This window comes from Pseudohaliea sp. (genome assembly GCF_054552115.1).
Map to the genome: position 1 here is coordinate 100,404 of NZ_JBTOLW010000007.1, position 26,660 is coordinate 127,063.

Here is a 26,660-nt window from a genome sequence, read left to right on the forward strand (position 1 = left end):
ACCCGCCGCGATGCCGGTCCACGCCGCTAGGGCGTGGCGGCTTCCGCCGCGGCCGCTTCGACTTTTTCTTCCGTTTCCCCGGCGCTGTCGCCGCCACCCGCCAGCGCCTCCAGGCTGTCCACGATGCGGTCGTGGTCGTAGCGGCTGATCGTGAACCACGGCGCCCAGGTGCTGGATTTCAGGAAGCGCGCCTCGTCGCCGGCGAGGAGCGACAGCTCGATCGTCTCTTCGCCGGTATCGACGATGAGGGTCCGGGTGGTGGCGGCCTCAGCCGGTGCCTCGGCGACGGCCATGACCTGCAGCCCCTCCAGGGCGCGCACGAGGTCGTCGGCCGCGCCGTCTTCCACCGCCGCGCCGTCGAGGCGCCAGCCCTCGTCACCGCGCTCCAGCCGGTGCCCGTCCCAGCGCACCGCCGACGGGACAGGGATGGCGGCCAGGCCGCGGTCCAGCCAGCCGCTGTCATCCGCCGGCGCGTCGTAGGCGTTGAAAGCGATACTGTAGATGGCCTCGCTGTCTGCTGCGCGCGCGTGTACCTGGCGGAAACCCGGGGCGGAGCCGAGGAAGACCGTGGCGAGAACGGTATCGCCTTCGAGGAACTCCAGCCGCCGCTCGAAGGTCTCTTCGGCCACCGCGAAGCGCTCCCGGGCCGAGCGGCTCTGTGCCACCGGCCAGCCGGGGTTTGCCTCCAGGGCGCCAAGCAGCGTGGCCACGCGCCCCGGCGCCACGGGCAGAGCGCTTGCGGCGAGCGTCCAGCCGTCATCAGCGCGCACGAGGCGGGCAGACGCGCCCTCGCTATCGCTGACCCGCAGCGCGTCCGCACGGTCCGCCAGGCCGGCGTCCAGCAGCGGCTGCGCCACCGCGTCGCCAGCGTCTGTGCCGGGCCGGTAGACCGCCGCCGTCACCAGCAACTGTGCGGCCAGCAGGGCGCCAAGTACCGGTATCAGGGAGCGGTTCATGCAAGGATCCTCCGGTAACGGTTGCGGCGCTGCCGCTGGCGCAGCTGGTGCACGAGGGCGATCAGGCCGAGGAGTGCCAGGGCGAGGCCGTAGTTCAGGTACTCGATGCGCGCCTGCGCGCCTTCCTCCAGCGGCGGCAGGGTGCGGTTGAAGTGGGCCCGGGAGCGGATCTCCAGCAGGCTGCCATCGGCGAGGGCCCAGTCCACCGCGCCGAGCAGCAGCTCCACGGGGCTCAGGTACTGGGTGCCGCTGGCGGCCACCAGCCCCGAGAGCACCTGGTCGCTGGCGAAATCATTGGAGCCGATCACCAGCAGCCGTGCGGAAGCGGGCGAGCGGCGCAGCAGTCCGCCGAAGTCTTCCCCCGCGTCCGTGGCGCCGGCCTCTTCTTCTCCGGCGTCAGCCGGTTCCGGGACTGGCGGTGGCTCATCGAAGGCGCTGGCGAAGCGTCCCTCGACCAGTACCCCCAGGGTCTCCCGCGCGAGGGGGGCATCGCCGGGTGAAAGGAGCTTGCCGCCCGCCGGGTCTACGCCCGGCATGACGTCCCGGGCATCGGAGCGCCAGCTCTCCGGGGAACTGACGAGCAGGGGCGTTACGGTCCTGTCCTCACCGCCGCTCGCGTCCACCGGCGAGGCCCAGGCCAGGGTCAGGTTCGGCAGCCCCGCGGTGACCGGGTGTTCGCCGTTCAGGCCGGGCTCGCGCAGGTCGAGGAAGTAGGGGTAGTCCACGAACTGCATGTCGCGGAACTCGTAGCCGCCGATGCGGCGCACCACCGGTACGGGGAAAGCCCCGTGCTGCCGGTCCAGCACCAGCGTGTCGGCGATGCGGATGCCCTGCGCCTCCAGCCAGGCGCGCAGCCCGCTGTCGACCTCGCGCATGCGCAGGCGCTCGCCGCTGAGCTCCACGGAGTAGTTCGAGCTGGCGACGATCACCGTGCCGCCGCGCATGAGGTACTGGTCAACGGCGAACACGGCGCGCTCGTCGAGGTCCTCCGGCGCCATGAGCACCAGCAGGTCGGCGGACGGGGCGACGCTGCCGTCGGAGAGATCCTCGCGCAGGATGCTGTATTCCCGGGTCACCCCCTGCTCGAGGGTGTCGAAGCTGTGCCCCGACGGCGGCATGCCCGGAAACTGCGGGCCGCCGTCGGGCAGCGCCAGCGCGACGGTCTTGGTGAAGCCGCTGGCGAAGCGCTTGATGCCGGCCTCGAGGCTGGTGAGGAAGCTGCCCGGATCGAAGTTGCCCGTGGGCAGCTGCACGACCTGGTGGTCGTCTTCCAGGGTGAGGTAGAAGAAGAACTCCCGCGGGTCGTCGAGGGAGGCGAGCATGGGCTGGAAACCCCACTCGTCCATGATGCGCCTGGCGACGGCGCCGTCACCGGCCTCGGGCTCGATGAACTCCACGCGGAACTTGCCGCCGCTCTTCGCGACCTGTTCGTCGAGCGTCGTGCGGATCGCGTCGCGGTAGTCCCGGAGCAGCTTCGGCAGCAGCTCGTCACGGGAGACATAGGCGGTAAAGGTGATTGGCGACTCGACCTGCTCGAAGAGGTTGCCGCCGGCCTGGTAGGCGTAGAGCACGTCGCGCACGGCGCGGGTGAGGTCGAACTCCGGGTTGCGCAGTACCACCTCGGGCTGGCCGCCGGTGCCGGTCTTCACCTCGATGAGGTCGCCGAAGGAGAGCGTCTCGTGTTCACCCCCGTACTGCACGAGCACGTCGAAGTAGGCGTTCACCAGCGCGGACTGGTAGCGGTCCGCAACCTGGAAGGGCTTGGCATTGATGCCGTATTCCTCGTTGGCCTCCTGCTCCTTTTCCGGGTCCCGGGCCGGGTCCACGAATTCGACCCGCACCCGGTCGCCGCCAGCGATCGCATATTCGCGCAGCAGGTCCTTGAGCTGCGGCACGAGCGGGGCCAGCAGCGGGTGCGTGCGCTCGCTGAAATAGCCGCGGATGAGCAGCGGCTCCTGCAGCCGGGCAAGCACGTCGTGGGTCGGCGCCGAGATGGAGTACAGCCGGCCCTCGGTGACATCGGCGCGCAGCATGGGCAGCTGCTGCAGCCAGACGGCGCCGAGCAGGAGGTTGGCCACCACCAGTCCCGTGGCGATGCGCCAGCGGCGGTGCCGCGGGTGCCCGCCGGCGGCCCAGCGCTCGCTCTCCAGCGTGTACACATTGAGTACCAGGAACACGCCGCAGACCGCGAGGTAGTAGTAGAGGTCACGGGCGTCGATCACCCCGCGGGTGATGCTGTCAAAGCGCGATCCCGAGCCGAGCAGGCGCAGCAAGCCGCCCACATCATCGCCGAAGAACCCGGTGAGCAGCGGGCTGCCGAGCATGTACAGGAGCCCGGCGAGCAATACGCTGCCCATGAGGCTGACCATGGCGTTGTCGGTGCGCGCCGAGACGAACAGGCCGATGCTCAGGTAGGCGGCGCCTAGGAGCGCGGTGGCGAGGTAGCCGGCCAGTACCGGGCCCCAGTCGAGGTTGCCGAGCCAGGCCACGGTCAGTGGCAGCGGCAGCGTCGTCGCCAGGGCCAGCAGGAGCAGGGTCACGCAGGCGAGGAACTTGCCGGCGACGAATTGCCACAGCGGCACGGGCTGCGTCAGTACGTGCTCCAGGGTGCCGTTCCGCCGCTCCTCGCTCCACATGCGCATGGTCAGTGCTGCGGCGAGGAAAATCAGCAGCAGCGGCAGCCACTCGAAGAGCGGGCGCACGTCGGCGATGTTGCGGGCGAAGAAGGCCTCCACCCAGAAAAAGACGAACAGGGTCACGGCGCTGAAACTGCCAAGGAAAAACCACGCCACCGGCGAGGCAAAAAACAGGCGCAGTTCCTTCTGCGCGACCCGCAGGACGGTGTTGTCAGTCATGGTGGGCCCCTCCTTGCGCGGTCAGTTCGCGGAAGACGCTGTCGAGGTCCCGGAGTCGCGGTGCGAGCTGGTAGAGGCGCGCGCCGCTGTCGAGCACGCAGCGCGCGATATTGCCGGCGGCGGTATCGCGCTCCGTGCCCGGGTGCAGGGCGACGGTGAAGCGCTGCTCGGCCTCGCCGCCCGCGGCGGTCACCTCGAGCACCTGTGGCAGGCGGGCGAGGGCGCCGGCAAGATCGCCGGCCTCTGCGCTGGCGCGCAGCATGAGCGTATTGTCGTCGCGCAGCCGGGCGAGGTGCTCGTCGAGCACAAGGCGCCCCCCGGCGAGGACGAGCACGCGCTCACAGAGCGCCTCGACCTCCTGCATGATGTGCGTGGACAGGATGACCGTGGCGCCGGCGGCGAGTTCGCGGATCAGCGAGCGCATCTGCGCGGTCTGCGCCGGGTCGAGGCCGTTCGTCGGTTCGTCGAGGATCAGCAGCGAGGGCTCGCCGAGGATCGCCTGGGCAACGCCCACCCGCTGCCGGTAGCCGCGGGACAGTTTGCCGATCGGATCGAGGAACCGGTCGCCGAGGCTGGTGGCGTCGATGGCCCGGCGCAGCGCCCGGGGACGGTCGCCGCGGCCGATGCCCTTGAGCGCGGCGGCGTAGTCGAGGTAGTCCGCGACCAGCATGTCCGGGTAGACCGGGAGGTTCTCGGGCAGGTAGCCGAGGCCGCGCTGGACCGCGGTGGCATCGTCGGCGAGCGCGTGCCCGCCGATGTGGATGCTGCCGGCCGAGGGCTCGAGATAGCCGCTCAGCATCTTCATCATGGTGGTTTTCCCGGCCCCGTTGTGGCCGAGCAGACCGATGATCGCCTGGTCACGGATAGTGAAGGAGACGTCGTCCACGGCGGTCGTCGTGCCGTAGCGACGCGACAAGCGCTGCACGTCGATCATGGCGTTTCCGTTTCTTCTGTTGGCTTGTTCGGGGCGGGCGCCCGGGAGCGGGGCCCGCGCGGCGCCGGATTCTAGCAGGCCCCCGCCCGGGAGCAACGCCCGGCGTTTCCGCCGGCCGGCGACCGATCCTTCGACCGGGCTGCCGCGGGCAAGTTCCCGCGGCGGGCGCCCGTCGCCCGGCTAGTCCTCGCCCCAGGGCTCGCGCATGGTGACGAACTCCTCGGCGGCCGTTGGATGGATGCCGATGGTGCCGTCGAAGGTCGCCTTGGTGGCGCCGGCCTTCAGCGCGATGGCAATGCCCTGGATGATCTCCCCCGCATCCGGGCCCATCATGTGCACACCGACGACCCGGTCCGTGGCGTCGTCGACGATCAGCTTCATGAAGGTGCGCTCGTCGCGGCCGGTGATCGTGTGCTTCATGGGCCGGAAATCGGCCTTGTACAGGGTGATCTCGCCGAACTCGAGTTCGGCCTGCTCCTCCGTGAAGCCGACGGTGCCGATGTTGGGCTGGCAGAACACGGCAGTGGGTATGAAGTCATAGTCCACGGGGACCTTCGGATCACCGAACTCGTGGCGGGCGAAGGCCATGCCCTCGGCCAGGGCGACGGGCGTCAGCTCCATGCCGCCGATCACGTCGCCGAGGGCGAAGATGCTGTGCTCGGTGGTACGGAAGTGCTCGTCCACGGCAATGGTGCCGTGCGCTGTGAGCTCCACATTGACGTTTTCCAGGCCCAGGCCCTCGAGGTGGGGCTTGCGGCCCGTGGCGTAGAGCACGGCGTCGGCCTCGAGGAAGCTGCCGTCGTTGAGCAGCAGCCGGTAACCGCCCGCGGTGGTCTCGATGGCCTCGACGTTGGTTTCAAAGCGCAGGTCCACGCCGGTCTTGCGGATCTCCTGTGCCGCGTGGGCGCGGATGTCGGCATCAAAGCCGCGCAGGAACATCGGGCCGCGGTAGAGCTGGGTCACCTTCGAGCCGAGGCCGTTGAAGATGCCGGCGAACTCCACGGCGATGTAGCCGCCGCCGACGACGACGAGGCGCTCGGGGAATTCCTCGAGGTCGAAGATCTCGTTGGAGGTCAGGGCATGTTCACGGCCGGGAATGTCCGGCACTGACGGCCAGCCGCCGGTGGCGATGAGGATCCGTGCGGCGGTGTAATGGTCGTCGCCCACGGCAACGGTATTGGCATTGATGATCCGCGCGCGGCCGTCGATGAGCGTCGCCTCGACGCCGCGGAGCATGTTGCGGTAGACCGCGTTCAGGCGGGCGATCTCGTTCTTCTTGTTATCCCTCAGCGTGTGCCAGTCGAAGCCCTCGACCGTGCTCTGCCAGCCGAACTCCCGTGCGTCGTCGAAGCCCTTGCCGTACTCGGAGGCATAGACGTAGAGCTTCTTGGGCACACAGCCGACGTTGACGCAGGTGCCGCCGAGGTAGCGGTCCTCGGCGATGGCGACGCGGGCGCCGAAGCCGGCAGCCATGCGGGCGGCGCGAACGCCGCCGCTGCCGGCGCCGATCACGAAGAGGTCGAAATCGAGGTCACTCATGGGGGGTCTCCTGTGGTCGCGCCATGGTAACAGCTATCGGTAACAGCTATCCGCAACAGCTAGCCGCGACAGCTATTCGTAACAGCTATCCGTAGCGGCTTGCCGGGGACGGTCAGTCGGCAGCCGCAGGCCGGTGCCGGGTAGCAGTGGCGCGGCAAGTTCAAAGGGCTATGATCGAGGGTAAGGGAGATGGGGGTGCCGATGGGAAAGATCAAGGCCGCGGCGGGGTTCGGCCTCGCGGGCGTGCTCGCCTGGACCGGCTGGCAGGGCATGGATGCCGCGGAGGTGGCCACGGGCTACAGCGCCAAGCAGCTGTGCTCGGGCGTCTTTGTCGCCGGCCTGCCCGCCCGTTTCGTGATTGAGCGTGACATCCTGCCGCGTATGGCGCTCCTCGGTCCCGCCCGGGGGCTCCTCGACCTCACGGTGGATGCGGAGGGCGGTGAGGCACGGGCCAGCCTCCTCGGCGTCCGTGCCCGGGCCGGTGTGCAGGGCCCCGCGACCGGCTGCAGCCTGCACCGGGACGGACGCGGTGCGCCGCCGGCGCGGCCGGCACCGGTCCGGACCTGGCCCGAGGCAGCCGCGCCGGCAGCCCTCGCGCAGGCCGTGGATGCGGCTTTTGCAGAGCCGGAAGGCGGGGGGCGCAATACCCTCGCCGTGGCCGTCGCCCGCGGCGGGCGCCTGCTGGCCGAGCGCTACCTCGCACCGGTGCATGCCGGGACGCGGCTCCAGGGCTGGTCCATGAACAAGAGCCTGCTCGCCACCTGGGTCGCCCTGCGCAGCGCCGACGGCGAGGGGCTCTCCCTGGGTGACCCGGTCCGCCGGCGTCTCCTTGCCCTCGGTGCCCCGCCGGCAACGACCCGCGACCTCGCCCCGGGGCTGACCCTGGGGCACCTTTTGCAAATGGAATCCGGCCTCGCCTTCGAGGAGCGCTACGCCCCCGGCAGCGACGCGACCACCATGCTCTACCGCCGCGACGCCATGTGGCGGGTGGCGCCCGCCACCGGGCAGGCGCGCCCGCCCGGCGCGCAGTTCAGCTACTCCAGCGGCGACAGCAACCTCGCGGCCTACCTCTGGCAGCAGAGCCTCGGCACGGGCTACGCGGACTGGGTGCGCGAGCAGTTCAGCGAACCGCTGGGCCTGCGCTCCCTCGTGGCCGAGGCCGATGCCAGCGGCACCCAGGTCGGTTCCAGCTACAGTTACATGACGGCCCGGGACTGGCTGCGCGTGGGCCAGCTCTGGCTCGATGCCTGGCACGGTCGTTCGCCGCTCCTGTCCCGCGAGTGGCTGCGCGAGGCGGTCGCACCCAGGGCCTCGGATCCGCTCGGCCGCTACGGCCGCAGCTTCTGGCTCAATACCGGCGGTGTGGCCTTCCCGGGGCAGCCCGAATCGCTGTTCTACGCGGGTGGCAACGCGGGGCAGTACGTGCTGGTCGTGCCGGAGGAGGAGCTGGTCATCGTGCGCCTCGGGCTCACCGACGAGCCCCGGGTCGAGCCCGGCATGGCCGCGCTGCTTGCGGGCGTGCGCCAGGCCCTGGGTAACGCGCCCTGATGGCCGCGCTGCGCCTGGCGGCCATCTACCGCTACCCGCTGAAATCCGCCGCTGGCCTTGCCTGTGAACACGCGAGCCTGGATGACTTCGGCATCGCCGGCGACCGGCGCTGGCTGCTGGTGGACCCGTCCGGTGCGTTCCTGAGCCAGCGCGGGCTGCCCGCGCTGGCCCTGCTGCGCGCCGTGGAGCGTGGCGACGGCCTGTCCCTGGCTTTCGGCGGCGAGCGGCTGACGGTGTCCCGGCCCGGGGCAGTGGCACGCACGGTCACGGTCTGGGGGGACCGGGTGACGGCACTCGACGCCGGTGACGCGGCCGCCCGCTGGCTCCAGGCGCGCCTCGCCACCCCCTGCCGGCTGGTGCACATGCCCGATGACTGCCGGCGGCCGGTGGATCCCGCCTACGCTCCGCCGGGCCGCAGCGTCAGCTTTGCCGACGGCTTCCCGCTGCTGCTGCTGACGCAGGCGTCCCTGGACGGCCTCAACGCTCGGCTGCCGGCGCCGGTCCCCATGGACCGTTTCCGCCCGAACCTGGTCATCGACGGGGCCGCGCCCCATGCCGAGGACGGCTGGCGGCGCCTGCGCATCGGCACCGTGACCGTCGACCTGGTCAAGCCCTGTGCGCGTTGCGCGATCCCGTCCATCGACCAGGCCACAGCCGCGCGGGACCCGCACATCAACCGGGTGCTGGCCAGCTACCGGCGCCGGGACGGGGCGGTGCTCTTCGGTCAGAACGGGCTCCACGACGGCCCGGGGACCCTGGCCGTGGGGGATCCCGTGACCGTGCTCGCGTGATGGCCAGCGCTCTCCCGAGGGACTAGACTCGCGGGTTTTTCACTGCCTGACTCATGTTACTGCGGCGCTGCCGGCGCCGCGACCGAGGAATTCGCCATGACTGCGCTTCGTTTTGCCCTGCCCGGGTCCCTGCTCGCGCTACTGCTCGCCGGCACTGCCCTGGCCGGGCCGGACCGGATCACCCTGAAAAACGGTTCCACGATCCTCGGCTCTGTCACCGATGCCGAGGGCGGCAAGGTGGTGGTGGAGACGGACTTTGCGGGCACCATCAAGATCGCCCAGGACCAGATCGAGGACCTGCGCACGGAAACCCCCATGCGCCTGCAGCTCGCGGACGGCACGGTGCTCGAGTCCTCGCCGATCCGCGTGGAGAACGAGCAGCTGGTGCTGGATGCGCCGGGAGCGGAGGAGAGCTACGCGCTCGCCGACCTCGTGCGGGTGAACCCGGAGCCCTGGGAGCTCGGCGACGGTTATCACTGGACCGGTCTCGCCAGCGCCGGCCTCTCCGTGGAGCAGGGCAACACTGACACCCGGGAGCTCGACTACAAGGTCGAGAGCACCTGGACGGGGCTCCTGGACCGCTACTCCTTCAGCCTCGTCGGCGAGTATGACGAGGCCAACGGCGAGAAGAATGCGGAGAACTGGATCGCGCGTGGCAAGTACGACCGCTTTCTTGAAGACAGTCCCTGGTACTGGGGCGGCAACCTGTCCTTCGAGCACGACGAGTTCGCGGACACGGAACTCCGGACCTACCTCGGCCCCTACCTCGGCCGCAAGATCTTCACGGAGCCTGCGTTCAGGCTCGAGGCCGAGGCCGGTGTGTCCTATGTGTGGGAGAATTTCTATGTGGCCGAGGACAACGACTACCCTGCCGCCACCTGGTCCGTCGACGCCTCGAGCAATTACCTGGGCGAGGGGACGCGGCTCTACTTCAACCAGACGGGCCTGTGGGACCTCTCGAGCACGGCCGACGTGCTCATCAACACCACCGCCGGCCTGTCCTTTCCCCTCCTGCTGAACATCGAGGGCGCCGCCGAGGTGATCTGGAAGTACGACACCGGCGCCGTGGAGGGTGTGCAGGAGCTGGACCAGACCTATCGCTTCCGCCTCGGTTATCGCTGGTAGGAATGCGCCGCGGCCGGGCTGCGTTACAAGGTCTGAAGAAGGCTTTAGCATAGCGGCCCGGGGCAGCGCCGCCCCCCAACGTCCGTTCCGACGTCCAGCACAAACCCCGTGAGGAAAGCGCATGATCAAGCCGCACGTCCCCGTCCTCAGCCTGCTGATGACCGTGGCCTGCGCCACCCTGGCCAGCGCCAGCGCCGCCGGCACCGCCACCCCGGATCGCGTCGAGCTGAAGGACGGGTCGGTGCTCTTCGGCACGGTTGTCGATGCCGACGAAGGCAAGGTCGTCATGAAGACCGCCTTCGCGGAGGCCGTGAAAATACCCCAGGACATGATCGAGAGCCTGCGCACGGAGACGCCGATGCGGCTCCAGTTCGCCGACGGACGGGTGCTCGAGTCCTCGCCGATCGTGGTCCGCGACGAGCGATTGCTGCTGGGCGGGGGAGACGAGGACGCTAGCTACCGCTTTGCCGACCTCGTGCGGGTGAACCCCGAGCCCTGGGAGCTTGGCCAGGGCTATCACTGGACGGGGCTCGCCAGTGCCGGCCTCTCCCTCGCGCAGGGCAACACGGAAAACAGCGAGCTGGACTACAAGGCGGAAAGCACCTGGACCGGCCTGCACGACCGTTTTTCCCTGAGCCTCATCGGCGAGTACGACGAGGTGAACGGCCGCAAGAACGCGCAGAACTGGATTGCCCGCGGCAAGTACGACCAGTTCCTCAACGGCAGCCCCTGGTATACCGGGGCGAACCTCTCCTTCGAGCAGGACGAGTTCGCGGACACGGAGCTTCGGACCTATGTCGGGCCGTACCTGGGGCGCAAGGTCTTCACGGACCCGCTGCTGACGCTGGAGGCGGAGGGCGGCGTGGCCTACGTGTGGGAGGCGTTCTTCGTGGCCGAGGACAATGACTACCCGGCCGCGACCTGGACAGTCACCGCGAGCAGCGATTACCTCGGGGACAATACCCGGCTCTACTTCAACCAGACCGGTCTCTGGGGGCTCACCGACGAGGGCGACGTGCTCCTCAACAGCACCGCGGGGCTTTCCTTTCCCCTTATCCTCAATATCGAGGGCTCCGCCGAGGTCATCTGGAAGTACGACCTCGGCGCCGTGGAGAACGTCGAGAAGCTCGACCAGACCTACCGCTTCCGCCTCGGCTACCGCTGGTAGCCCTGACGCTGGTAGCCCTCAGCCCAGGCGGCTCCGGCGGACCGCCGCGGCGAGTTCGTCGAGGAGCGGCAGCGTCTCGTCCAGGGACAGGCAGGCGTCGGTCACGCTCTGGCCGTAGCGCAGGCCCTCCAGCGGCCCCGGCGGCTGGTTGCCGCCCACCAGGTGGCTCTCGAGCATGACCCCGCGCAGTGCCTGTTCACCGGCCTCGAGCTGGTTCGCGAGGTCGGCGACCACCACCGCCTGCTGCGCCGGGTCCTTGTTGCTGTTGCCGTGGCTGCAGTCGACGATCAGCGACGGGGTGAGCTCGGCCTCCGCCAGCGCCGCCGCCGCGGCGCGCAGCGCTGCGGAGCGGTAGTTGGGGCCGCTGTCCCGCCCGCCGCGCAGGATGAGGTAGCTGTGCGGGTTGCCGGTGGACTCGAGGATGGCGGGCGTGCCCTCCTTGGTCAGCGACGGGAACCAGTGCGGGTGCGCCGCGCTGCGGATGGCGTCGATGGCGACACCGATGTCGCCGGTGGTGCCGTTCTTGAAGCCCACGGGCATGGACAGGCCCGAGGCGAGCTCCCGGTGGATCTGGCTTTCCACGGTGCGCGCCCCGATGGCACCGAAGCTCACCAGGTCCGTGTAGTACTGCCCGAAGGTCGTGTCGAGGAACTCGGTGGCAGCAGCGAGGCCCAGGCCGTTCACGTCGAGGAGGGCGCGCCGGGCGAGGCGCAGGCCGCGGTTGATATGGAAGCTGCCGTCGAGCCCCGGGTCGTTGATCAGCCCCTTCCAGCCGACCACCGTGCGCGGCTTCTCGAAGTACACGCGCAGCACGGGAAAGAGCGCGTCATCGAGCGCGGTGCAATGGCCGTGGAAGCGCTGCGCGAACTCGACGAGCGCCGCCGGGTCGTGCACGGAGCAGGGCCCCGCGATCACCAGGAGCCGCGGGTCCTGCCCCGTCATGATGGCCTCGATGCGGCGGCGGGCGGCCGCCACGGTCTCGGCCCCGGCCTCGTCGAGGGGCAGCTCCTCGCCCAGGACCCAGGGGGTGATCAGGGGCTGGGCGCGGGCAATGCGGATGTCGTCCGTGTGCGTCGGCATGGCGCGCAGGCTCCGTGGGAATGGCCGGGGATTGTCGCCAACCGCCGCTGGTGGGGCAAGGGGCGGGGCGAGGGGCGGGGCTGCGGGTGCGCCGCTCAGGCGCCGGGGCCGCGGGCGCGCAGGGCCGCCTGGATTTCCTCGACCCGGGCGTGACCCAGGTTGATCCGGAGCACCAGGAGCAGGGCGATGACGAACCCGGGGAGGGTGCCGAGGCCGAAGGCCCAGGCGAGACCGTCGAGCACCGGCGCCGGGACGCTGCCCGGGCGCATGCCCGCCTGCAGGCCGACCAGGTCCAGCACCACGCCGCCGTAGAGAGGGCCGAAGACCGTGGCGAACTTGTTGACCAGGTTGGCGGCGGAGAAGAAGCCGGCCTCCTGGCGAAGCCCGTGGTCATGCTCGTGCTCGTCAGTGATATCGGCCACGAGGGACTGGGTCTGGACCGCCCGCAGCAGGAAGCAGTACATGAACAACAGCATGAACAGGAAATTGAGCACGAAGATGACGGTGGTCCCGTTCGGCGGCAGCAGCCCCATCATCCGCAGCGGGTAGAGCCACAGGCAGTTCACGATCAGGCCGATGATGGACAGTTGCATGAGCTGGTGCTTCTCGAAGCGCCGCCCCAGGGGGCGCAGGGTGAGCAGTACCAGGGCGACCGCGAGGAGGCTGGGCACGGCGAGGATCAGCGACACCTCGCCGGCACTGAACTCCCAGTAGTAGGTCCATACCAGCATGTTCAGCGTCGCAACGGTACCGTAGGCGCTCATGATCGCGACTTCCTGGCCGAGCACGAGGCGGAAGGTGCCGTTTCCCACGGTTCGCGCGAGATCCCGCCACAGGTCGCTGAGCCGTGGCGCAGGCTGCGGCAGCCGGTGCTCGCCCAGGGAGGAGCGCGCGTAGTGCCGGGTGCCGATCGTGGTCACCGTGGCCATGACCCAGCAGACAGCGCAGCAGAGGATGCCGTAAAGCGGGTAGTTGGCGAGGTCGAAGCGTCCGTCCTCGCCGCCGCGCTCCGGGAAGATGAAGGCCAGCGCCAGGGCCGGCACGAGCACGCTGAACAAAAAAAGCGTGGCGAGCCGTGCGCCGAGCACCTGGCTGCGCTCGTGATAGTCGTTGGTCAGTTCCGCCGAGAGGGCGAGGTGCGGGATGGCAAACAGGGTGACGAAGGTGCGTACCCACAGGGACCAGAACAACAGCCAGCCGGCCAGCGGCCACTGGCTGCCGGCCAGGCTGGCGGGCGGCGAAAAGAGCCCCAGGAAGCCGAGACCGATGGGCAGGATGCTTGCCACCATGAACGGGTGTCTGCGCCCGTGGCGGGAGCGGAGCCGGTCCGAGAGGACGCCCGTGAGGGGATCCGACAGGGCGTCCCAGACCAGGCTGATCGCGATCACGGCGCCGGTCAGGCTGCCGTTCAGCCCCAGCACCTGGGTGTAGAACAGCAGGACGAACATCGTGTAGGCCGCTTCCTTCACGGCGTACACGGCGCCCCCGGCGCCATAGGCGGCGCGCGTTCTTATCGTTGGCATGAGCTGGCCGACCGAGAGTACGGTCGCAGTCTCGCCCCTTGCCATCGCCCTGTAAAGCGTCCATCCGGCCGCACGGGGGCTGCGTAAAGTGCTGCGTAACCTCTGCGTCTGTCGCCGGAGTCAGCCCATGCCCGAAGGACCCGAGATCCGCCGCGCCGCCGACCGCATCGAGGCCGTGCTCGCCGGCGAGGTGGTGGAAGCCCTGCGCTTCGGTCTGCCGCGGCTGCGGCGTCATGCGCCGACACTGCGCGGCCACCGCGTCACCGGCCTCGAGACCCGCGGCAAGGCGCTGCTGACGCACTTCGAGCACGGCTGGACCCTGTACTCCCACAATCAGCTCTACGGGGTCTGGCGGGTGCAGCGGCGCGGCAGGCTGCCGGAGACGAACCGCTCCCTGCGCGTCGCGTTGCACACGGCGAGTCACAGCGCGCTGCTTTACAGTGCGTCGGATATCAGCGTCTGGCGTACCGAGGAACTCGCCGCGCATCCGTTCCTCGCCCGTATCGGCCCCGACATCCTGGCCCCGGGCCTCAGCTGGCACGTAATCGCCGCCCGCCTCGGCGAGGCGCGCTTTGCCCGCCGGCGGCTGGCGGATCTCTACCTCGACCAGGCGTTCCTCGCCGGGGTCGGCAACTACCTGCGCGCGGAGATTCTCTTTGCCGCGGGCCTCGACCCCGCGCGCCGGGCCGGCGACCTGGGCCGTGGGGAACGCGGGCGCCTGGCCCGGGCGACGCTGGCGGTCAGCCGGCGCAGCTACGACACGGCGGGCATCGTGCTACCGCCGCGCCTCGCCGGCCGCCTCGAGCGCGAGGGGCTGCCGCGGGAGCGTCGCCGCTTCTTCGTCTTCGGCCGCGACGGGCAGCCCTGCTACCGCTGCGGCGGCGAGGTGCGGCGCAGCGAGCGCGGTGGCCGCCGCCTCTACCGCTGCCCCGCCTGCCAGCCGGCAGGTCCTTGACCCAGCGCAAGGCGGTGGCGGACCCTCTCCGGTCTAATGCGTCCTCGCTCACTCACCGGGAGGACCACGGATGTACCGCCGTCTCCTCGCCTGGGCCGTGGCGACGCTAGGAGCTGTCGCCCCCCGGGCCGAAACCCTGCCCCTGGAAGAAGTCATCATCACCGTCAGCAAGCGGGAAGCGACCCGCCTCGAGGTGCCCGGCACCGTCGCCGTCTTCGACGGGGCGCTCCTGCGCGAGGAGGGCGTCGGCGATCTCCGCGCCGCCCAGGCCCTGCTGCCCGCCATGCGCCTGCAGCAGGAGAACACATCGACCCAGGTTTACATCCGCGGCATCGGCTCCACCCTCGACTTCCCGCAGCTGGACCCGCCGAGCTCCCTGCACCTGAACGGCGTTTACGTCCCCCGCGAAGCGAACAGCACGGCGCTCTTCGACCTCGCCCGGCTCGAGGTGCTGCCCGGCCCGCAGGGCACCCTCTACGGCCGCAGCACGCTCGGCGGCGTAGTCAACGCGAGCTTTGCCCGCCCGGCGGAGGGCGACCCGGGCTACCTGCTGCTCGAGGCCGGCAACTACGACAGCCGGCGCCTGAGTGCCGCCGGGGACGTCGGCCTCGGCCGCGACCTGACACTGCGCCTGGCCACCGACTACCAGGCGCGGGACGGCTACCTCGCCAGCGGCGCCGACGCCCTGGACAACCTCGCCGGTCGCCTGTCCGTTTCCTGGACACCGGGGGACCGCTTCAGCGCCTACGGCTGGGTCAATGTCGCCGACATGGACGGCAGCCCGCCGAACCTCGTCGTGAAGGGCGTCGACCCGGAAAACGGCGAACTCTCGCCCGGCAGCTACCTGCGCTCCGATCCCTGGAACGACCGTTTCCCGGAACCCTGGAATGCCTTCCTGCCCTTCGGTCAGCCGCAGGCGGAGGATTACCGGGACTATGAGAACGTGCTCGCCGGGGGCGAAGTCAGCTACCGCCTGTCGCCGACGCTCACGCTCAGCTACCTGCCGGCCTTCACGGACTTCACCGTGTCCAGCAACTACTGGCTAGGCGCGTTCCCGGCGAACAAGACCGACAGCTACCGGCAGCAGATTCACGAGCTGCGCCTCTTCGGCAGCGCGGACTGGGGCGACTGGCTCGCCGGGCTCTATGCCTACCGCATGGACAGCGACGGCTATTTCATGTTCGGCGGCTTCGACACCGTGGCCCTGCCGGGCGCGGCGGGGCTGCCGGTACCGGTAAGTATCGTCGACGAGAACCGCATCGAAGGGATCGCAGCCTTCGGTGAGGCGGAGATCGCGCTGGGTGAGCGCTGGCGCCTGACGCTCGGCGGCCGCCTGAGCAGCGACCGCCGCGACGGCGCCGGGCGTTTCTTCGACGGCACGGGCCTTGCCCCCTTCGAGGCCGACGGCGACGGCGAGTACGACCACCTGGACTTCAAGGTGGCCCTGAGCCGGGACATCGGCGACGGCCTCGTCGGTTACGGCACGGTGCAGACCGGCTACATGCCGGGCACCTTCAATCCCTATGCGGGTACGGCCACGCAGCCGAACACGGTCGACGAGGCGGAGCTCGTGAGCTATGTGCTGGGGCTCAAGGGAAGCAGCGCCGGCGGTGCTGCTACCGGCAGCATCGAGGCGTTCTACTACGACTACGACGGTCTCTTCGGTTCAGCGTACAACACGGTGCTCAACGCCACGCAGACCTTCAACGTGGAACAGACCGAGGTGCAGGGCGTGCAGCTCGAGCTGGCCCTGCGGCCCACCGCGCGCAGCGCCTTCAGCCTGTCCGGCGCCTGGATCGACGCCGAGTACACGGATTTCGACCTGCCCGACGGCACCGCGAGTTACGACGGCTTCCGCGCCCAGTACGCGCCGGAGTGGTCCCTCGTCGCCCGCTACCACCACGACTTCGACGTCGCCGGCGGGCGGCTGCGGGCGGCGCTCGGCACGCGCTACGAGAGCAGCTTCTGGGCAGATTTCTCCCATACCCCCGGAGGGCGGCAGCGGGCGGCGCGCAAGAGCAACGCGCAGCTCACCTGGCATCCCCCCGGCGAAGGCTGGAGCCTGGGCCTGTGGGTGCGCAATATCGAGAACGAGGCGGTGATCGCCGCGACGGCAGGCGGCAGCAACCTGCCGTCGAACCCTGATGGAGCGACCGCTTCCCTGGAGGCGCCGCGCACCTGGGGCGCGCGCTTTACCCTGGCCTTCTAGGCGCGGCTTTCTGCGGCGTCTTCCCGCGCGCCTCGAGTACCGCCTCGTACCGGGTGCGCAGGCGGTCGTGGTGCTCGAGGTCTGCCAGGGCGGAGAGCCGGTCCGCCGGCATTGCGGGGGCCTGCCGGTCTTCCCGCACTGTCACCCCTTTTTTCGCAGCGTCCGCGTCTGCCGGTGCCTCCTCATCGCGCACGGGTCGGAACTGCCAGAGCACGAAGGCCAGCGCGCCGTAGACGATCACGATCTTGCCGGTCAGCGCCCAGACCAGGGCGCCCGGATGCCGCAGCTGCAGGTAGTGGGCAACATCCTGGTAGAGCACATTGGTCACCAGGGCGAACAGCAGCACGGCCACGATACGGAAGATACGGCTGCGGTAACGCCGGAAGAAAAACAGCAGCGACGAGTACTTGACGATGCGAAAGAGCGACACGGTCAGATCCCGATGTTGATGCCGAGCAGCAGCGCGGCGATGCCGAAGCCCTTCCAGCCCAGCCCCGACCAGATCTCCTTCTCTTTCTCGGCGACGAGGTACTCGAGGTCCTCGGCACTGTAGTCCGCTTCCGAGCGGCCTGCGTGAATCATGTCCTGGCGCACCTTCGCGATTGCGGCTTCGCGCAGCTTCCTGCGTACCGCCTTCGGTGCGCGGATGCGCCGTCCCGGTGCCTCGTCGGTCATGTAGCACGCCTCCTAACGCTGAGGGGCAGAGTGTAGCCCGCAGCGCGCGCCCGCGCATCGTTGGCGCGGTGGATGGTTGCATCCTTGCGTTGGATCAAAAAATGCCCGTTACAAGCAAGGGCTTTAATCCTAAACTGGAAGCGCGGTACCGATTCCGATAACAGGGAGTAAGCTGTCGATGCTGGAAAAAGAACTCGCCCAGGCCACCAAAATGGCGGAAGAGGCCAACAAGCGCGTCGAGAAGCTGCGCGCGCGTCTTCTCGCCGAGACCGAGAAAGCCCACAGCAAGGTCAAGCGCGATCTCGACGCGGCGCGCAAGAAACACGACCAGGCGAACGCGCGCCTGAGCAAGGCCCGCGCCGCCTTGCGCTCAAAGGCGACGACCGCGAACCAGAAGCGCGTCGACGAGCTCGTCAAGCAGGTGCAGGACCTGACGGAGACCATTGCCAGCATGGCGCGCGCCGCCTACGACTACGCCGAGAAGCTGGTGCCGATCCGCGCTGACCTCGCGCTCGAGGCGCGCAAGGCGGAAGCGGCGGAGCGCGCGGCGGAAATGGTAGAGAAAGCCGCCCGCGCCCGCGCGTCGCGCAGCACTGCAAAGAAGAAGGCACCGGCGAAGAAGTCCGCGGCGAAGAAGAAAGCGCCGGCCCGGAAGAAAGCCGCACCGAAGAAGAAGGCCGCACCTAAGAAGAAAGCGGTAGCAAAGAAGAAGGCGGCACCGAAGAAGCAGGCGGCCCGCAAGGCGCCGGCGACGAAAAAAGCCCCGGCGAAGAAGAAGGCGCCGGCGGCAAAAAAGCGCGCGGCAGTGCCCCGGAAAGCAGCGGCCAGCTGACCCTGGAACTCTGACGTCGCGGCGCGTGCCGCGACGTCAGCGGCCGGCTTTCTCCGCCGGCCTCACCCGCACCAGCTTTCCTGCCTCGCTGTCTGTCAGCAGGTAGAGGAACCCGTCCGGCGCGCTGCGCACGTCGCGAATCCGCTCGTCGAGTTCGCCGAACAGGCGTTCCTCACCGGCAATGGCGCCATCCTCCAGGTCGAGACGGCGCACTTCCCGATCGACGAGAGCACCCACGAACAGGTCCCCCCGCCAGGCGGGAAAGCGGTCGCCGCGATAGAGCGCCAGCCCCGAGGGCGCGATACTCGGCACCCAGACGTGTTCCGGGTCCGCCATCCCCGGCCAGTGCTTGTAAGGCGAAATGGTAGCGCCGCTGTAATCAATGCCGTGGGTCACGGCGGGCCAGCCGTAATTGGCGCCCGGCACCAGCCGGTTCACCTCGTCACCGCCGCGCGGTCCGTGCTCGTGCAGCCAGACCCTGCCGCTGGCTGTGTCCACGACGAGCCCCTGCGGGTTGCGGTGACCCAGGGTCCAGACCCGCTCCGCACCGGCCTCGTCGAGGGGATTGTCGGCCGGTACCGTGCCGTCGTCCTGGATGCGCAGGACCTTGCCGAGCTCGCTAGCCGGGTCCTGCGCGGCCTCGCGGTAGTCGAAGCCTTCCCCGGTGGTCAGCAGGAGCGTGCCGTCCGGGAGGAAGGCCAGCCGGCCACCGTAGTGCTGGGGCGTTCCCTTGGTCGGCCGGACCCGCAGGATCTCCTCGCCGTCGGCAAGGCCCGCAGCCGTGAGCCGGCCGCGGAACACCGCCGTCGCGTTGGCGCCGGGGCCGCCGGCGGCGTAGCTCAGGTACACGAGCCGGTTGGCGGCGAAGCCCGGGTGCAGAACCACGTCGAAGTAGCCGCCCTGGCCGGCGACATAGGTCCCCGGAACACCCGCAAGGGGTTGTTGGCCGCCGCCGGGGCCGATGTGCAGGAGCCGGCCGCGGCGCTCGGTGACCAGGAAACTGTGGTCCGGGAGCTGCGCCACGGACCAGGGGTGATGCAGGCCGCCGGCGACGGTCTCGAGCACATAGGGCTCGCCCCGGGCGGCGGCGGTGGCAAGGAGAAAGACCGCCAATAGCAGGCGGGGGGTGCGTGACATGGCGACTTTCCACGGCAGGGTTCCGCGGTCATTATAGTCCTACAGCCTTCGCCGGAGCTGCCCATGCTGCGCAAGATCGCCGCCTTGCTCGTCGCCTTTGTCGTCGCCCTGAGCGTGACCTACCTCATCGGTAGCGTTGTCGCGACGCAGTTCGTGCTGAGGGAAGTGGCCGCCCTGGGCCCGGCAGTGCCCTGGTCCGTGCGCCTCGAGACCTCAGCGCAGGACCTCGCCGGCCTCGCGGGGAGCTACCTGCCGCTCCTCGCCCTGGCTTTCCTGCTCGCTCTGCCGGTGGCGGCGGGGCTCAGCCGTCTTCGGCCGGCGGCACGGCCCGCCTGGTACCTGGCCGCCGGCTTCGTGGCCGTCCTGGCGTTGCACCTCATCATGAAGGCGGTGCTGGGGGTGAGCGGGATCGCCGCCACCCGCAGCTTCGCCGGTCTGCTGGCGCAGGGCGCGGCCGGCGCGGTCGGCGGCGCGCTCTTTCACGCGCTCACCGCAGGCCGGCGTCCTCCCGTGCCGCATGGCGCAGGAGAGCATTGCTCGCGACCATCCGGTAAGTGAGATAGTAGCGGTAGATGTTGGTGACGTATTGCACCGTCTCCCGGCCGATCTCCCGGGCGGCGAGCACCTCGACGTTGTCGAACCATACGTTCGGGTCGTAGCCGACCGCCTCCGCAGCCCGGCGGAGACTGCCCACCCGGGCAGGCCCTGCGTTGTAGGCGGCCAGTGAGAGCAGCAGCTGGTCCAGGTCGCTGATCGCCGGGTCGTCGAAGTAACGGCTGCGGATGAAGTCCATGTACTTGATGCCCGCGTGGATGTTGTTTTCCTCGGTGGAGATGTCGGGGATGCCGACGTTCGGGTCCGCGGCCGTGGAAGGGAGCAGCTGCATGATGCCCACGGCGCCGGCATGCGAGCGCACACTCTGGTCCAGCCGCGATTCCTGGTAGCCCTGCGCTGCCGCCATGAGGTACTCGATGCCGTAGCGCTCGCCGTAGCGCCGGAAAAGGTCCTCCAGGGCCTCGAAGCGCGCGTAGTCGGCCCGGTCGAGGGCGTTGGCGGCCCAGTCGAAATCGCGGATGTACCGGTTGCGCAGGACGTTGCCGATCAGCGTGCCCTCCCGGTTCTCGCGCAGGAAAGCGTTCACGCTCTCCCTGAGCTGCGGGCTGTCCTTGCGCATGGCCCAGGCCAGCCGGCCGGCCTCGCGGAAGGTGATGTCGGGCCGGGGCGTGAGGTCGGTGAACACACCGTCCCAGAGCTGCAGCTTGTACTCGTCGACGATGGCCCAGGGCAGCAGGCCGGCGTTGACCATCTCGATGAGGTCGTCATCCTCCAGGCTCTCGGGCATCGGCTCGATGGTGACGGGCGCCATGCCCTCCTCCGAGAGGCGCTCGTTCAGCTGGCGCACGCTCTCCGCGTAGCTGCTGGTGAGGCGCAGGTAGACGGTCTGCCCGGAGAGGTCCTCGACGCGCTCGATCGGCGGGGCGCCCGGGCCGGTGACGAGGATCTCGTCCAGCGGCTTGCTGTTGGGAATGCTGAAGGCCACTTCCCCGGCACGCTCGGGGGTAATGGTCAGCCCGGCGGCGATGATGTCGCCGCGGCCGGCGAGGAGGGCGGGAACGAGCTGGTTCCGGGCGACGGGGATGATCATGGTGTTCACACGCAGGTGGCCGCGCTCGAGTTCCTCGTTGACGTGATCCTCGAACCGTTTCACAAGCTCCGCCACCAGGCCTGCCCCGCGACCTTCGTCCAGGTAGAAGCGGCCCGGCCCGTAGACCGTGAGTACCCGTATCAACCGGCGCTCGGCCATGCCGTCGAGGTCGCCGGTCCAGGGACGGGTGAAGGCCAGGGCGCCGCCGTCCAGGGAGGCGCCGTCCGCGCCGGCCGTCTCCGATGCCTGTTCCACCGGCGGCGCCGGGTCTGCGGAACCGGCGCTTTCGTGGTCGTCCGTGCCGCAGGCACCGAGCACCAGGACGCACAGGGACAGGAGCAGGCTTTTGCGCAGCGGTGGGGTCGGCATGGTCCTGTTTCTCCTCTTCAGCGCTGTTCCCGTGACAGGCCGCTGTCGCCCGGGCGGGCGGCCGTGGCGTCCACGGAGGGAATGGTGACCTGGTACTCGATGGGAAAGACGAGATCACCGCGGTCGCCATCGGCCTCGATGGACACGGGCTGGTCGACCGTGAGGTAGGCGCCGCAGGCCTCGCCGGGGTCGCAGATGAGCAGGTCGTTGTCGAAGTCCGTGCCGGCGAAGAGCTGGTAGACACCGGCTGCGACCCCGGGGAGCGAGAAGTCGTAGTCGCCGTCCTCCAGGCGGGTCGTGGTCTGTGCCACCACGGTATCGATGGCGGGCTCGTAGAGCAGGATATAGACGGTACCGAGGTCGGCCCGGGTAGCCCCGGCCACCGAGGCGATGACATCGATGAGCAGCGGATTGGCGTTGGATTCCACCCGCAGCTGCGCGGCGTAGACGCCCGCATCGAGGCCGCCGCGGTCCACCGTGACCCGGTAGCGGCCGAGGCCGTCGCCATCCGTAGCCTCCGCGCTGGCGCGCAGCCAGGGCGCATTGCTGCCGATCTCCGTGACCACCGCGCCGCCGCTGCCGGCGATGTCCAGCTGCAGGTTGTCGAGAATGCTGCCGAAGTTCAGGGTCCGGGCGCTGGCCGTGACCTCCCGCGGCTCCTCGACGGCGGCGCCGGTACTGCGCAGTGCCGCGTTCACCGCCCGGGCGGCATTCGCGAGGCCGTAACCGAAGCGGTCGTCCCGGCCGCCGGCGCCGAGTTCCGTCGTCAGTTCACCATCCTGCAGGAGCCGGTCGACAGCCGCGGGCGAGAGCGCCGGGTTGATGCTTTTCATGAGTGCGAGGATGCCGCTGACGTGCGGGGCAGCCATGGAGGTGCCCTGGAGGAAGGTATAGGCAAAATCCTCGCTGCTGCGCCCCGTGCTCAGGATGCCGTCGGGAAAGCCGTCGCCGGTGAGGTCCGCACTCGTATCGCCCCCGGGCGCCGCGATGTCGATGTGGGGACCGAAGTTGCTGTAGCCCGCCGCCTCTCGCTGGGCGTCCACCGCGGCGACGGCGATCACGCCGTCATAGGCCGCCGGGTAGCTCGGCGTGTCGGAGCTCTCGTTGCCCGCGGAGGCCACCAGCAGGATCCCCGCCTCACGCACCTCGCGGTAGAGATCCTGGGCCACCTGGCTGAAGCCCTCGCCGCCGAGGCTCAGGTTGATGATGTCCGCCGGTCGCGCCGGCAGCTGCCCCGAATCGTTGGGCAGGCCGGCCGCATAGCGCACGGCCTGGGCGACGTCGTAGCTGGTGCCCGAGGTGGCGCCCAGGGCGCGCAGGGGCATGAGGCGGCTGCGGTAGGCGACGCCGGCGACCCCGATCGTGTTGTTGCCGCGCGCGGCGATGGTGCCGGCCACATGCGTGCCGTGGAAGGCGACCGGCTCCGGCTCCGTGGGGTTGGCGGCTTCCTCCGGGTCCGGGTCGATGCCGTCGCCGTCCGCGGCGACCTCCGGGTCGCGGATGAAGTCGTAGCCGTCGACCAGCTGGCCGGCGAGGTCCGGGTGCCCGGCGAGGATACCCGTGTCGACCACGGCGATGACAATGCCCGGGTCGCCGGTGGTGCTGTTCCAGGCGGTGGGCAGCCGCAGCTGGGTGAAGTGCCACTGCAGGTCGAGAAACTCGTCGTTGGGCAATGCCGCGGGTTTGCGCCGATAGTTGGGGGCTGCGCTTGCCACCGCCGGGTTCCGGCGCAGCGTTTTCACGGCCAGCAGCGTGTCCCAGTCCCGCCGCCGCGCCGGGTCCGCAATGGCGTCGGCCTTGGCCGCGGCCCGTCCCTGGCGGGCGCGGGCGCGGGGGGAGCCGGTGCTCACCGGCTGCAGGGACAGGAGCCGCTCGCGGCCGCCGGCGCCCGCCACGGGGTCGAGGCCGAGGTTGATGGCGAGGTCCTCCGCCGCCCGGGCGGCCTCGCGCCGCGCCTCGGCCTCGGCGCGTCGGTCGTCGCCACGGTAGCGGACGATGACCTCGCCGGGGACGAGCGTCGGCCGGGGGACGGCCGCCACCGAGGCGGCGCCGCCGATGGCGAGCGTATAGTTCGTGGCGCCATCGAAGGCCGAGACATTGACCGCGTAGCGGCCGTCCGCCGGGACCGAGACCCGCTCCAGTTCACCGACCTCGATGGAGAAATCGACGATCTCACCGCTGTCGTCATAGAGGTAGAGGTCGGCATCCGCGCCCCGGTAGTCCGCGACCAGGAGTGTGATCGACTGCCCCTCGAGGAGTTCCACGGCGAAGAAGTCCTCCGGGTCTCCGCCGACCCGGGAGCGTCCCTCGGCGCCGGTGCCCGCGAGGTTCACGTAGCCGCCGATGGTGACCGGGTTGCCGACCGGCTGCGCATCGGCGCGCGAGTCGTTGGCGCGGTACAGGTTGGCCGGGTCGTTGGTGTCCGAATCGAGGACCTGGTTCACGGACGGCACCACGCGGCCGCCGAGGCTCACCCGGGGGGCTTCCTCCGCGGGGGTGACGCTGATCGTGACGCTGTCGCTGGCGCTGGCGCCGTCGTCGTCGGTGACCGTGAGCGCCAGTACCACATCGTAGCTGTTGAAGGAGGCCGGGGCGGTGAAACTCGCGTGGGGGCTGTCGGCACCGCTGAGCTCGAGCTCCGGGCCCTCGCTGACGGTCCAGGACCAGCGGCTGATGGTGCCGTCCGGGTCGCTGCTTGCGCTGCCGTCGAGGGTGACCAGCTCGCCACCGGTTACGGCCAGGTCAGGGCCGGCCACCGCGCTCGGGGCCCGGTTGGCGGGCTCGGGGGCCGGGGCGGGCGCAACTGTTCCGCTACCACCACCACCGCCGCCGCAGGCTGCGAGCACGGTCGCCACCGCCAGCAGGCAGAAATGGGCCCGGCCGGGTTCTCTCGTCCTCATGCTCGCCGCTCGCCCCTGCCCGCCCGCGTGGGCGCCACTATAGCGTCATGCGACGGTGAGGAGAATCTTGCCCAGGTGCTCGCCGGACTGCATCCGGTCGTGCGCGAGCGCGGCGTCCGCGAGCGGGAACTCGCTGTCGATGACCGGACGCACGGCGCCGCTGTCGAGCACCGGGTAAACGGTCTCGCGCAATTCCTCCACCATGCGCGCTTTCTGGGCAAAGGACTGCGCGCGCAGTGTCGAGCCGGTCAGCGTCAGCCGCTTGAGCAGCAGGGGCGCGAGGTTCAGCTCCGCCTTCGGGCCGCGGATGAACGCGATGGAAACGATACGCCCCTCCGGCGCGGCCACGTTCAGGTTCTTCTGCACGTAGTCCCCGCCGACCATGTCCAGGATCACGTCCATGGCGGCTTTCTCGCCGATCGCTTCCAGCGCCGCCTCGAAGTCCTCCTCGCGGTAGTTGAAGGCGCGGGTGGCTCCCAGGGCCTCGAGGCGCGAGCACTTCTCGGCGGTGCCTGCGGTGCTGTAGACCGTCGCACCGAGGGCCGCCGCCACGGCCACGGCGAGGGTGCCGACTCCGCTGGCGCCACCGTGGATGAGGACCTTTTCGCCGGCCCTGAGCCCGCAGCGCTGGTACAGGTTGTGCCAGAGCGTGAGCAGTGCCTCCGGCAGGGCCGCGGCCTCGGCGAGGCTGTAATCCGCGGGCACCGGAAGGCACTGGCCGGCCGGCGCCAGGGCAACGTCGGCGTAGCCACCGCCATGGGTCAGGGCGCAGACGGCGTCACCGGGCGCCCAGCCGGTAACCCCATCGCCGCACGCGAGGACCGTGCCGGCGACCTCGAGGCCGAGGATCGGCGAGGCGTCCGTCGGCGGCGGGTAGAGGCCGCGGCGCTGCAGCAGGTCCGCCCGGTTGATCCCGGCGAAGGCGACCCGGATCAGTACTTCCCCCGGGGCCGGGGCCGGGCAGGCATCCTGTTCGAGGCTCAGGCTGCGCGCCTCGTCCTCGGCGATGGCGATGTAGTGGCGCTCGGCGGGCAGGGTGTCGCTCATGGGTTTCCCTCTTTCCAGCTGTCGGCCCGGCACCGGTGGCAGATCCCGGGAGCGCAGTTTAACGCCTGCGCCGGCCTTGCTACCCTTGCACGGGTTGTGGGCACTGTAAACACCGGGTCCGCGACGCCCTCACGCAGGCACGTACCGGAGATTACCGTCCATGCTGATAAGGAAAATCAAGCACAGCCTCTACTTCGCCCTGGTCAAGGTTCTCGTGGCCTTCGCCCCTTCCGTTTCCTACCTGGCTTTTGCCGGGCCCGGAAGCAGCCGCCAGCTCGGTGAGCACATTCTCCGCGGCGGCCAGCGCCGCCTGCTGGTGGTCACCGACAAGCCGCTCCGGGACCTCGGCATCGCCGACAAGGCGGTCGAGGCGCTGGTCGCCGGCGGCGCCGAACTCGCCTGGTACGACGGCGTACAGCCCAACCCGACCTTCACCCAGGTCGACGAGGGCATCGCCGCGCTCAAGGCCCACGGTGCCGACGCGGTGCTCGCGGTCGGCGGCGGCTCCTCCATCGACGCGGCCAAGGTCATCGCCGCCGGTGGCTGCAGCGACGAGGACCCGCGCGAGTGGGTGGGCTTCGGCAAGGTGAAGCACGACGTCATCCCCATCTACGTGATCCCCACCACGGCCGGTACCGGGTCCGAGGCGACCATGGGGGCAGTGATTTCCGACAGCGAGACGAAGCAGAAGGGCGTGCTTTCCGGCAAGGGGCTGCATCCCGCCGCCGTGGCGCTGGACTCGGACCTGATGCTCGGCATGCCGCCGGCGATCACCGCGGCTACGGGCATGGATGCGCTGACCCACGCCGTCGAGGCCTACATCTCGACCTGGGACCGCGGCACGCGCACGGAATACTCGCGCCGGGCGATCAGGATGATCTTCGAAAACCTGCGCACGGCCTATGACGACGGCGCCAACCGCGAGGCCCGCGACGCGATGGCGATGGCGGCCTACTACGCGGGTATCGCCATCAACCAGGTCAACGTCGGCAACGTGCACGCCATCGCCCACCAGATCGGTGGCAAGTACGGCATTCCCCATGGCCTTGCCAATGCCCTGGTGCTGCCGCACGTGCTCGAGTTCTGCCGCGACGAGGCCGAGGAAAAGCTGGCGGAGCTGGCCGTGCTCGTCGGTGCCGCCGACGCCGGCCAGCCGCGGGCGCAGCAGGCCGACGCCTTCATCGCTGCGGTGCGCGAACTGAGCGCGGCCGTCGGCATCCCGGAAAAGACGGAGGAGGTCAAGGCGGCGGACTTCGATTACCTGGTGGATCTCGCTGTCAACGAGGCCGCCGGCTACTTCGCGCCGCGGCTCTTGGACCCGGCCAGCACCCGCGCGATCCTCGGCAAGATCGCCGCCTGAAGCCCGGCCGGG

21 protein-coding genes are annotated in these 26,660 nt (G+C 69.9%); 9 read left to right on the forward strand and 12 right to left on the reverse strand.

Annotated elements, in window-relative coordinates; translation table 11 throughout:
* Positions 1-26 precede the first annotated feature (26 nt).
* The 4 genes from ACX93N_RS05720 to gorA all read right to left on the reverse strand — a co-directional run bounded on the left by ACX93N_RS05720 (position 27) and on the right by gorA (position 6,284).
* Complete coding sequence (locus ACX93N_RS05720) at positions 27-956, reverse strand: hypothetical protein (RefSeq protein WP_459427439.1); 930 nt, start codon at positions 954-956, stop codon at positions 27-29.
* A complete protein-coding gene (locus ACX93N_RS05725) occupies positions 953-3,811 on the reverse strand; it encodes a Gldg family protein (protein ID WP_459427440.1) in 2,859 nt (952 codons plus the stop codon). The genes ACX93N_RS05720 and ACX93N_RS05725 overlap by 4 nt, the downstream gene beginning before the upstream one ends.
* On the reverse strand, positions 3,804-4,745 hold the full coding sequence (locus tag ACX93N_RS05730) for an ABC transporter ATP-binding protein (RefSeq protein WP_459427441.1): 942 nt from the start codon (positions 4,743-4,745) through the stop codon (positions 3,804-3,806). Before ACX93N_RS05730 ends, ACX93N_RS05725 begins: the two co-directional genes overlap by 8 nt.
* Positions 4,746-4,925: 180 nt before the next feature.
* Positions 4,926-6,284, reverse strand: a complete 1,359-nt coding sequence (gene gorA / locus ACX93N_RS05735; protein WP_459427442.1) for a glutathione-disulfide reductase — start codon at positions 6,282-6,284, stop codon at positions 4,926-4,928.
* A 201-nt stretch (positions 6,285-6,485) separates the two neighbouring features.
* Here gorA and ACX93N_RS05740 point away from each other — a divergent pair, with 201 nt between their 5' ends.
* The 4 genes from ACX93N_RS05740 to ACX93N_RS05755 all read left to right on the forward strand — a co-directional run bounded on the left by ACX93N_RS05740 (position 6,486) and on the right by ACX93N_RS05755 (position 10,916).
* A complete protein-coding gene (locus ACX93N_RS05740; protein ID WP_459427443.1) occupies positions 6,486-7,832 on the forward strand; it encodes a serine hydrolase domain-containing protein in 1,347 nt (448 codons plus the stop codon).
* Positions 7,832-8,623, forward strand: a complete 792-nt coding sequence (locus ACX93N_RS05745) for an MOSC domain-containing protein (RefSeq protein WP_459427444.1) — start codon at positions 7,832-7,834, stop codon at positions 8,621-8,623. The genes ACX93N_RS05740 and ACX93N_RS05745 overlap by 1 nt, the downstream gene beginning before the upstream one ends.
* Before the next feature lie 96 nt (positions 8,624-8,719).
* A complete protein-coding gene (locus ACX93N_RS05750; RefSeq protein ID WP_459427445.1) occupies positions 8,720-9,748 on the forward strand; it encodes a DUF481 domain-containing protein in 1,029 nt (342 codons plus the stop codon).
* A 121-nt stretch (positions 9,749-9,869) separates the two neighbouring features.
* Complete coding sequence (locus ACX93N_RS05755; protein ID WP_459427446.1) at positions 9,870-10,916, forward strand: DUF481 domain-containing protein; 1,047 nt, start codon at positions 9,870-9,872, stop codon at positions 10,914-10,916.
* A gap of 18 nt (positions 10,917-10,934) precedes the next feature.
* On the opposite strand, the gene ACX93N_RS05760 is transcribed toward ACX93N_RS05755, so the two are convergent.
* Entirely contained in the window at positions 10,935-11,996 is a 1,062-nt protein-coding gene (locus ACX93N_RS05760; protein ID WP_459427447.1) for a 3-deoxy-7-phosphoheptulonate synthase, read from the reverse strand.
* 95 nt (positions 11,997-12,091) lie between these two features.
* Positions 12,092-13,519 (reverse strand): MFS transporter, encoded by a 1,428-nt coding sequence (locus ACX93N_RS05765; RefSeq protein ID WP_459427448.1) that lies wholly within the window; start codon positions 13,517-13,519, stop codon positions 12,092-12,094.
* Between the two features lie 127 nt (positions 13,520-13,646).
* Between ACX93N_RS05765 and nei the strand changes: the two genes are divergently transcribed.
* On the forward strand, positions 13,647-14,474 hold the full coding sequence (nei, locus tag ACX93N_RS05770) for an endonuclease VIII (protein ID WP_459427449.1): 828 nt from the start codon (positions 13,647-13,649) through the stop codon (positions 14,472-14,474).
* A gap of 70 nt (positions 14,475-14,544) precedes the next feature.
* Positions 14,545-16,683 carry a TonB-dependent receptor gene (locus ACX93N_RS05775; protein WP_459427450.1) on the forward strand — a complete coding sequence of 713 codons (2,139 nt, stop codon included), beginning with the start codon at positions 14,545-14,547 and terminating at the stop codon, positions 16,681-16,683.
* Here ACX93N_RS05775 and ACX93N_RS05780 read toward each other — a convergent pair.
* Complete coding sequence (locus ACX93N_RS05780) at positions 16,667-17,113, reverse strand: hypothetical protein (protein ID WP_459427451.1); 447 nt, start codon at positions 17,111-17,113, stop codon at positions 16,667-16,669. The genes ACX93N_RS05775 and ACX93N_RS05780 overlap by 17 nt on opposite strands.
* Before the next feature lie 2 nt (positions 17,114-17,115).
* Positions 17,116-17,358, reverse strand: a complete 243-nt coding sequence (locus ACX93N_RS05785; RefSeq protein WP_459427452.1) for a hypothetical protein — start codon at positions 17,356-17,358, stop codon at positions 17,116-17,118.
* A 178-nt stretch (positions 17,359-17,536) separates the two neighbouring features.
* Here ACX93N_RS05785 and ACX93N_RS05790 point away from each other — a divergent pair, with 178 nt between their 5' ends.
* On the forward strand, positions 17,537-18,190 hold the full coding sequence (locus ACX93N_RS05790) for a hypothetical protein (protein WP_459427453.1): 654 nt from the start codon (positions 17,537-17,539) through the stop codon (positions 18,188-18,190).
* Between the two features lie 36 nt (positions 18,191-18,226).
* Here the strand turns inward: ACX93N_RS05790 and ACX93N_RS05795 are convergent, their stop codons facing one another.
* Positions 18,227-19,327 carry a PQQ-dependent sugar dehydrogenase gene (locus ACX93N_RS05795; protein ID WP_459427454.1) on the reverse strand — a complete coding sequence of 367 codons (1,101 nt, stop codon included), beginning with the start codon at positions 19,325-19,327 and terminating at the stop codon, positions 18,227-18,229.
* Between the two features lie 63 nt (positions 19,328-19,390).
* Between ACX93N_RS05795 and ACX93N_RS05800 the strand changes: the two genes are divergently transcribed.
* A complete protein-coding gene (locus ACX93N_RS05800) occupies positions 19,391-19,885 on the forward strand; it encodes a hypothetical protein (RefSeq protein ID WP_459427455.1) in 495 nt (164 codons plus the stop codon).
* Here the strand turns inward: ACX93N_RS05800 and ACX93N_RS05805 are convergent.
* From ACX93N_RS05805 to ACX93N_RS05815, 3 genes are read right to left on the reverse strand one after another with little or no spacing between them, the layout of a single operon-like run.
* Positions 19,815-21,341, reverse strand: coding sequence for an MltF family protein (locus ACX93N_RS05805; RefSeq protein ID WP_459427456.1), 1,527 nt, complete (start codon positions 21,339-21,341; stop codon positions 19,815-19,817). The genes ACX93N_RS05800 and ACX93N_RS05805 overlap by 71 nt on opposite strands.
* 17 nt (positions 21,342-21,358) lie before the next feature.
* Positions 21,359-24,241 carry a S8 family peptidase gene (locus ACX93N_RS05810; protein WP_459427457.1) on the reverse strand — a complete coding sequence of 961 codons (2,883 nt, stop codon included), beginning with the start codon at positions 24,239-24,241 and terminating at the stop codon, positions 21,359-21,361.
* 45 nt (positions 24,242-24,286) lie between these two features.
* Positions 24,287-25,288, reverse strand: coding sequence for an NAD(P)H-quinone oxidoreductase (locus tag ACX93N_RS05815; RefSeq protein WP_459427458.1), 1,002 nt, complete (start codon positions 25,286-25,288; stop codon positions 24,287-24,289).
* A 160-nt stretch (positions 25,289-25,448) separates the two neighbouring features.
* On the opposite strand from ACX93N_RS05815, the gene ACX93N_RS05820 reads away from it, so the two are divergent.
* A complete protein-coding gene (locus ACX93N_RS05820; protein WP_459427459.1) occupies positions 25,449-26,648 on the forward strand; it encodes an iron-containing alcohol dehydrogenase in 1,200 nt (399 codons plus the stop codon).
* Positions 26,649-26,660: the final 12 nt, after the last annotated feature.

Bases quoted from the DNA above. Each gene is read 5' to 3' on its own strand.
- ACX93N_RS05790 (WP_459427453.1), top strand. From the start codon at position 17,537: ATGCTGGAAAAAGAACTCGCCCAGGCCACCAAAATGGCGGAAGAGGCC.
- ACX93N_RS05815 (WP_459427458.1), bottom strand. From the start codon at position 25,288: ATGAGCGACACCCTGCCCGCCGAGCGCCACTACATCGCCATCGCCGAG.
- ACX93N_RS05805 (WP_459427456.1), bottom strand. From the start codon at position 21,341: ATGCCGACCCCACCGCTGCGCAAAAGCCTGCTCCTGTCCCTGTGCGTC.
- ACX93N_RS05750 (WP_459427445.1), top strand. From the start codon at position 8,720: ATGACTGCGCTTCGTTTTGCCCTGCCCGGGTCCCTGCTCGCGCTACTG.
- ACX93N_RS05755 (WP_459427446.1), top strand. From the start codon at position 9,870: ATGATCAAGCCGCACGTCCCCGTCCTCAGCCTGCTGATGACCGTGGCC.
- ACX93N_RS05765 (WP_459427448.1), bottom strand. From the start codon at position 13,519: ATGCCAACGATAAGAACGCGCGCCGCCTATGGCGCCGGGGGCGCCGTG.
- ACX93N_RS05720 (WP_459427439.1), bottom strand. From the start codon at position 956: ATGAACCGCTCCCTGATACCGGTACTTGGCGCCCTGCTGGCCGCACAG.
- ACX93N_RS05810 (WP_459427457.1), bottom strand. From the start codon at position 24,241: ATGAGGACGAGAGAACCCGGCCGGGCCCATTTCTGCCTGCTGGCGGTG.
- ACX93N_RS05730 (WP_459427441.1), bottom strand. From the start codon at position 4,745: ATGATCGACGTGCAGCGCTTGTCGCGTCGCTACGGCACGACGACCGCC.
- ACX93N_RS05760 (WP_459427447.1), bottom strand. From the start codon at position 11,996: ATGCCGACGCACACGGACGACATCCGCATTGCCCGCGCCCAGCCCCTG.
- ACX93N_RS05775 (WP_459427450.1), top strand. From the start codon at position 14,545: ATGTACCGCCGTCTCCTCGCCTGGGCCGTGGCGACGCTAGGAGCTGTC.
- ACX93N_RS05820 (WP_459427459.1), top strand. From the start codon at position 25,449: ATGCTGATAAGGAAAATCAAGCACAGCCTCTACTTCGCCCTGGTCAAG.
- gorA (WP_459427442.1), bottom strand. From the start codon at position 6,284: ATGAGTGACCTCGATTTCGACCTCTTCGTGATCGGCGCCGGCAGCGGC.
- ACX93N_RS05745 (WP_459427444.1), top strand. From the start codon at position 7,832: ATGGCCGCGCTGCGCCTGGCGGCCATCTACCGCTACCCGCTGAAATCC.
- ACX93N_RS05740 (WP_459427443.1), top strand. From the start codon at position 6,486: ATGGGAAAGATCAAGGCCGCGGCGGGGTTCGGCCTCGCGGGCGTGCTC.
- ACX93N_RS05795 (WP_459427454.1), bottom strand. From the start codon at position 19,327: ATGTCACGCACCCCCCGCCTGCTATTGGCGGTCTTTCTCCTTGCCACC.
- ACX93N_RS05725 (WP_459427440.1), bottom strand. From the start codon at position 3,811: ATGACTGACAACACCGTCCTGCGGGTCGCGCAGAAGGAACTGCGCCTG.
- ACX93N_RS05785 (WP_459427452.1), bottom strand. From the start codon at position 17,358: ATGACCGACGAGGCACCGGGACGGCGCATCCGCGCACCGAAGGCGGTA.
- ACX93N_RS05800 (WP_459427455.1), top strand. From the start codon at position 19,391: ATGCTGCGCAAGATCGCCGCCTTGCTCGTCGCCTTTGTCGTCGCCCTG.
- nei (WP_459427449.1), top strand. From the start codon at position 13,647: ATGCCCGAAGGACCCGAGATCCGCCGCGCCGCCGACCGCATCGAGGCC.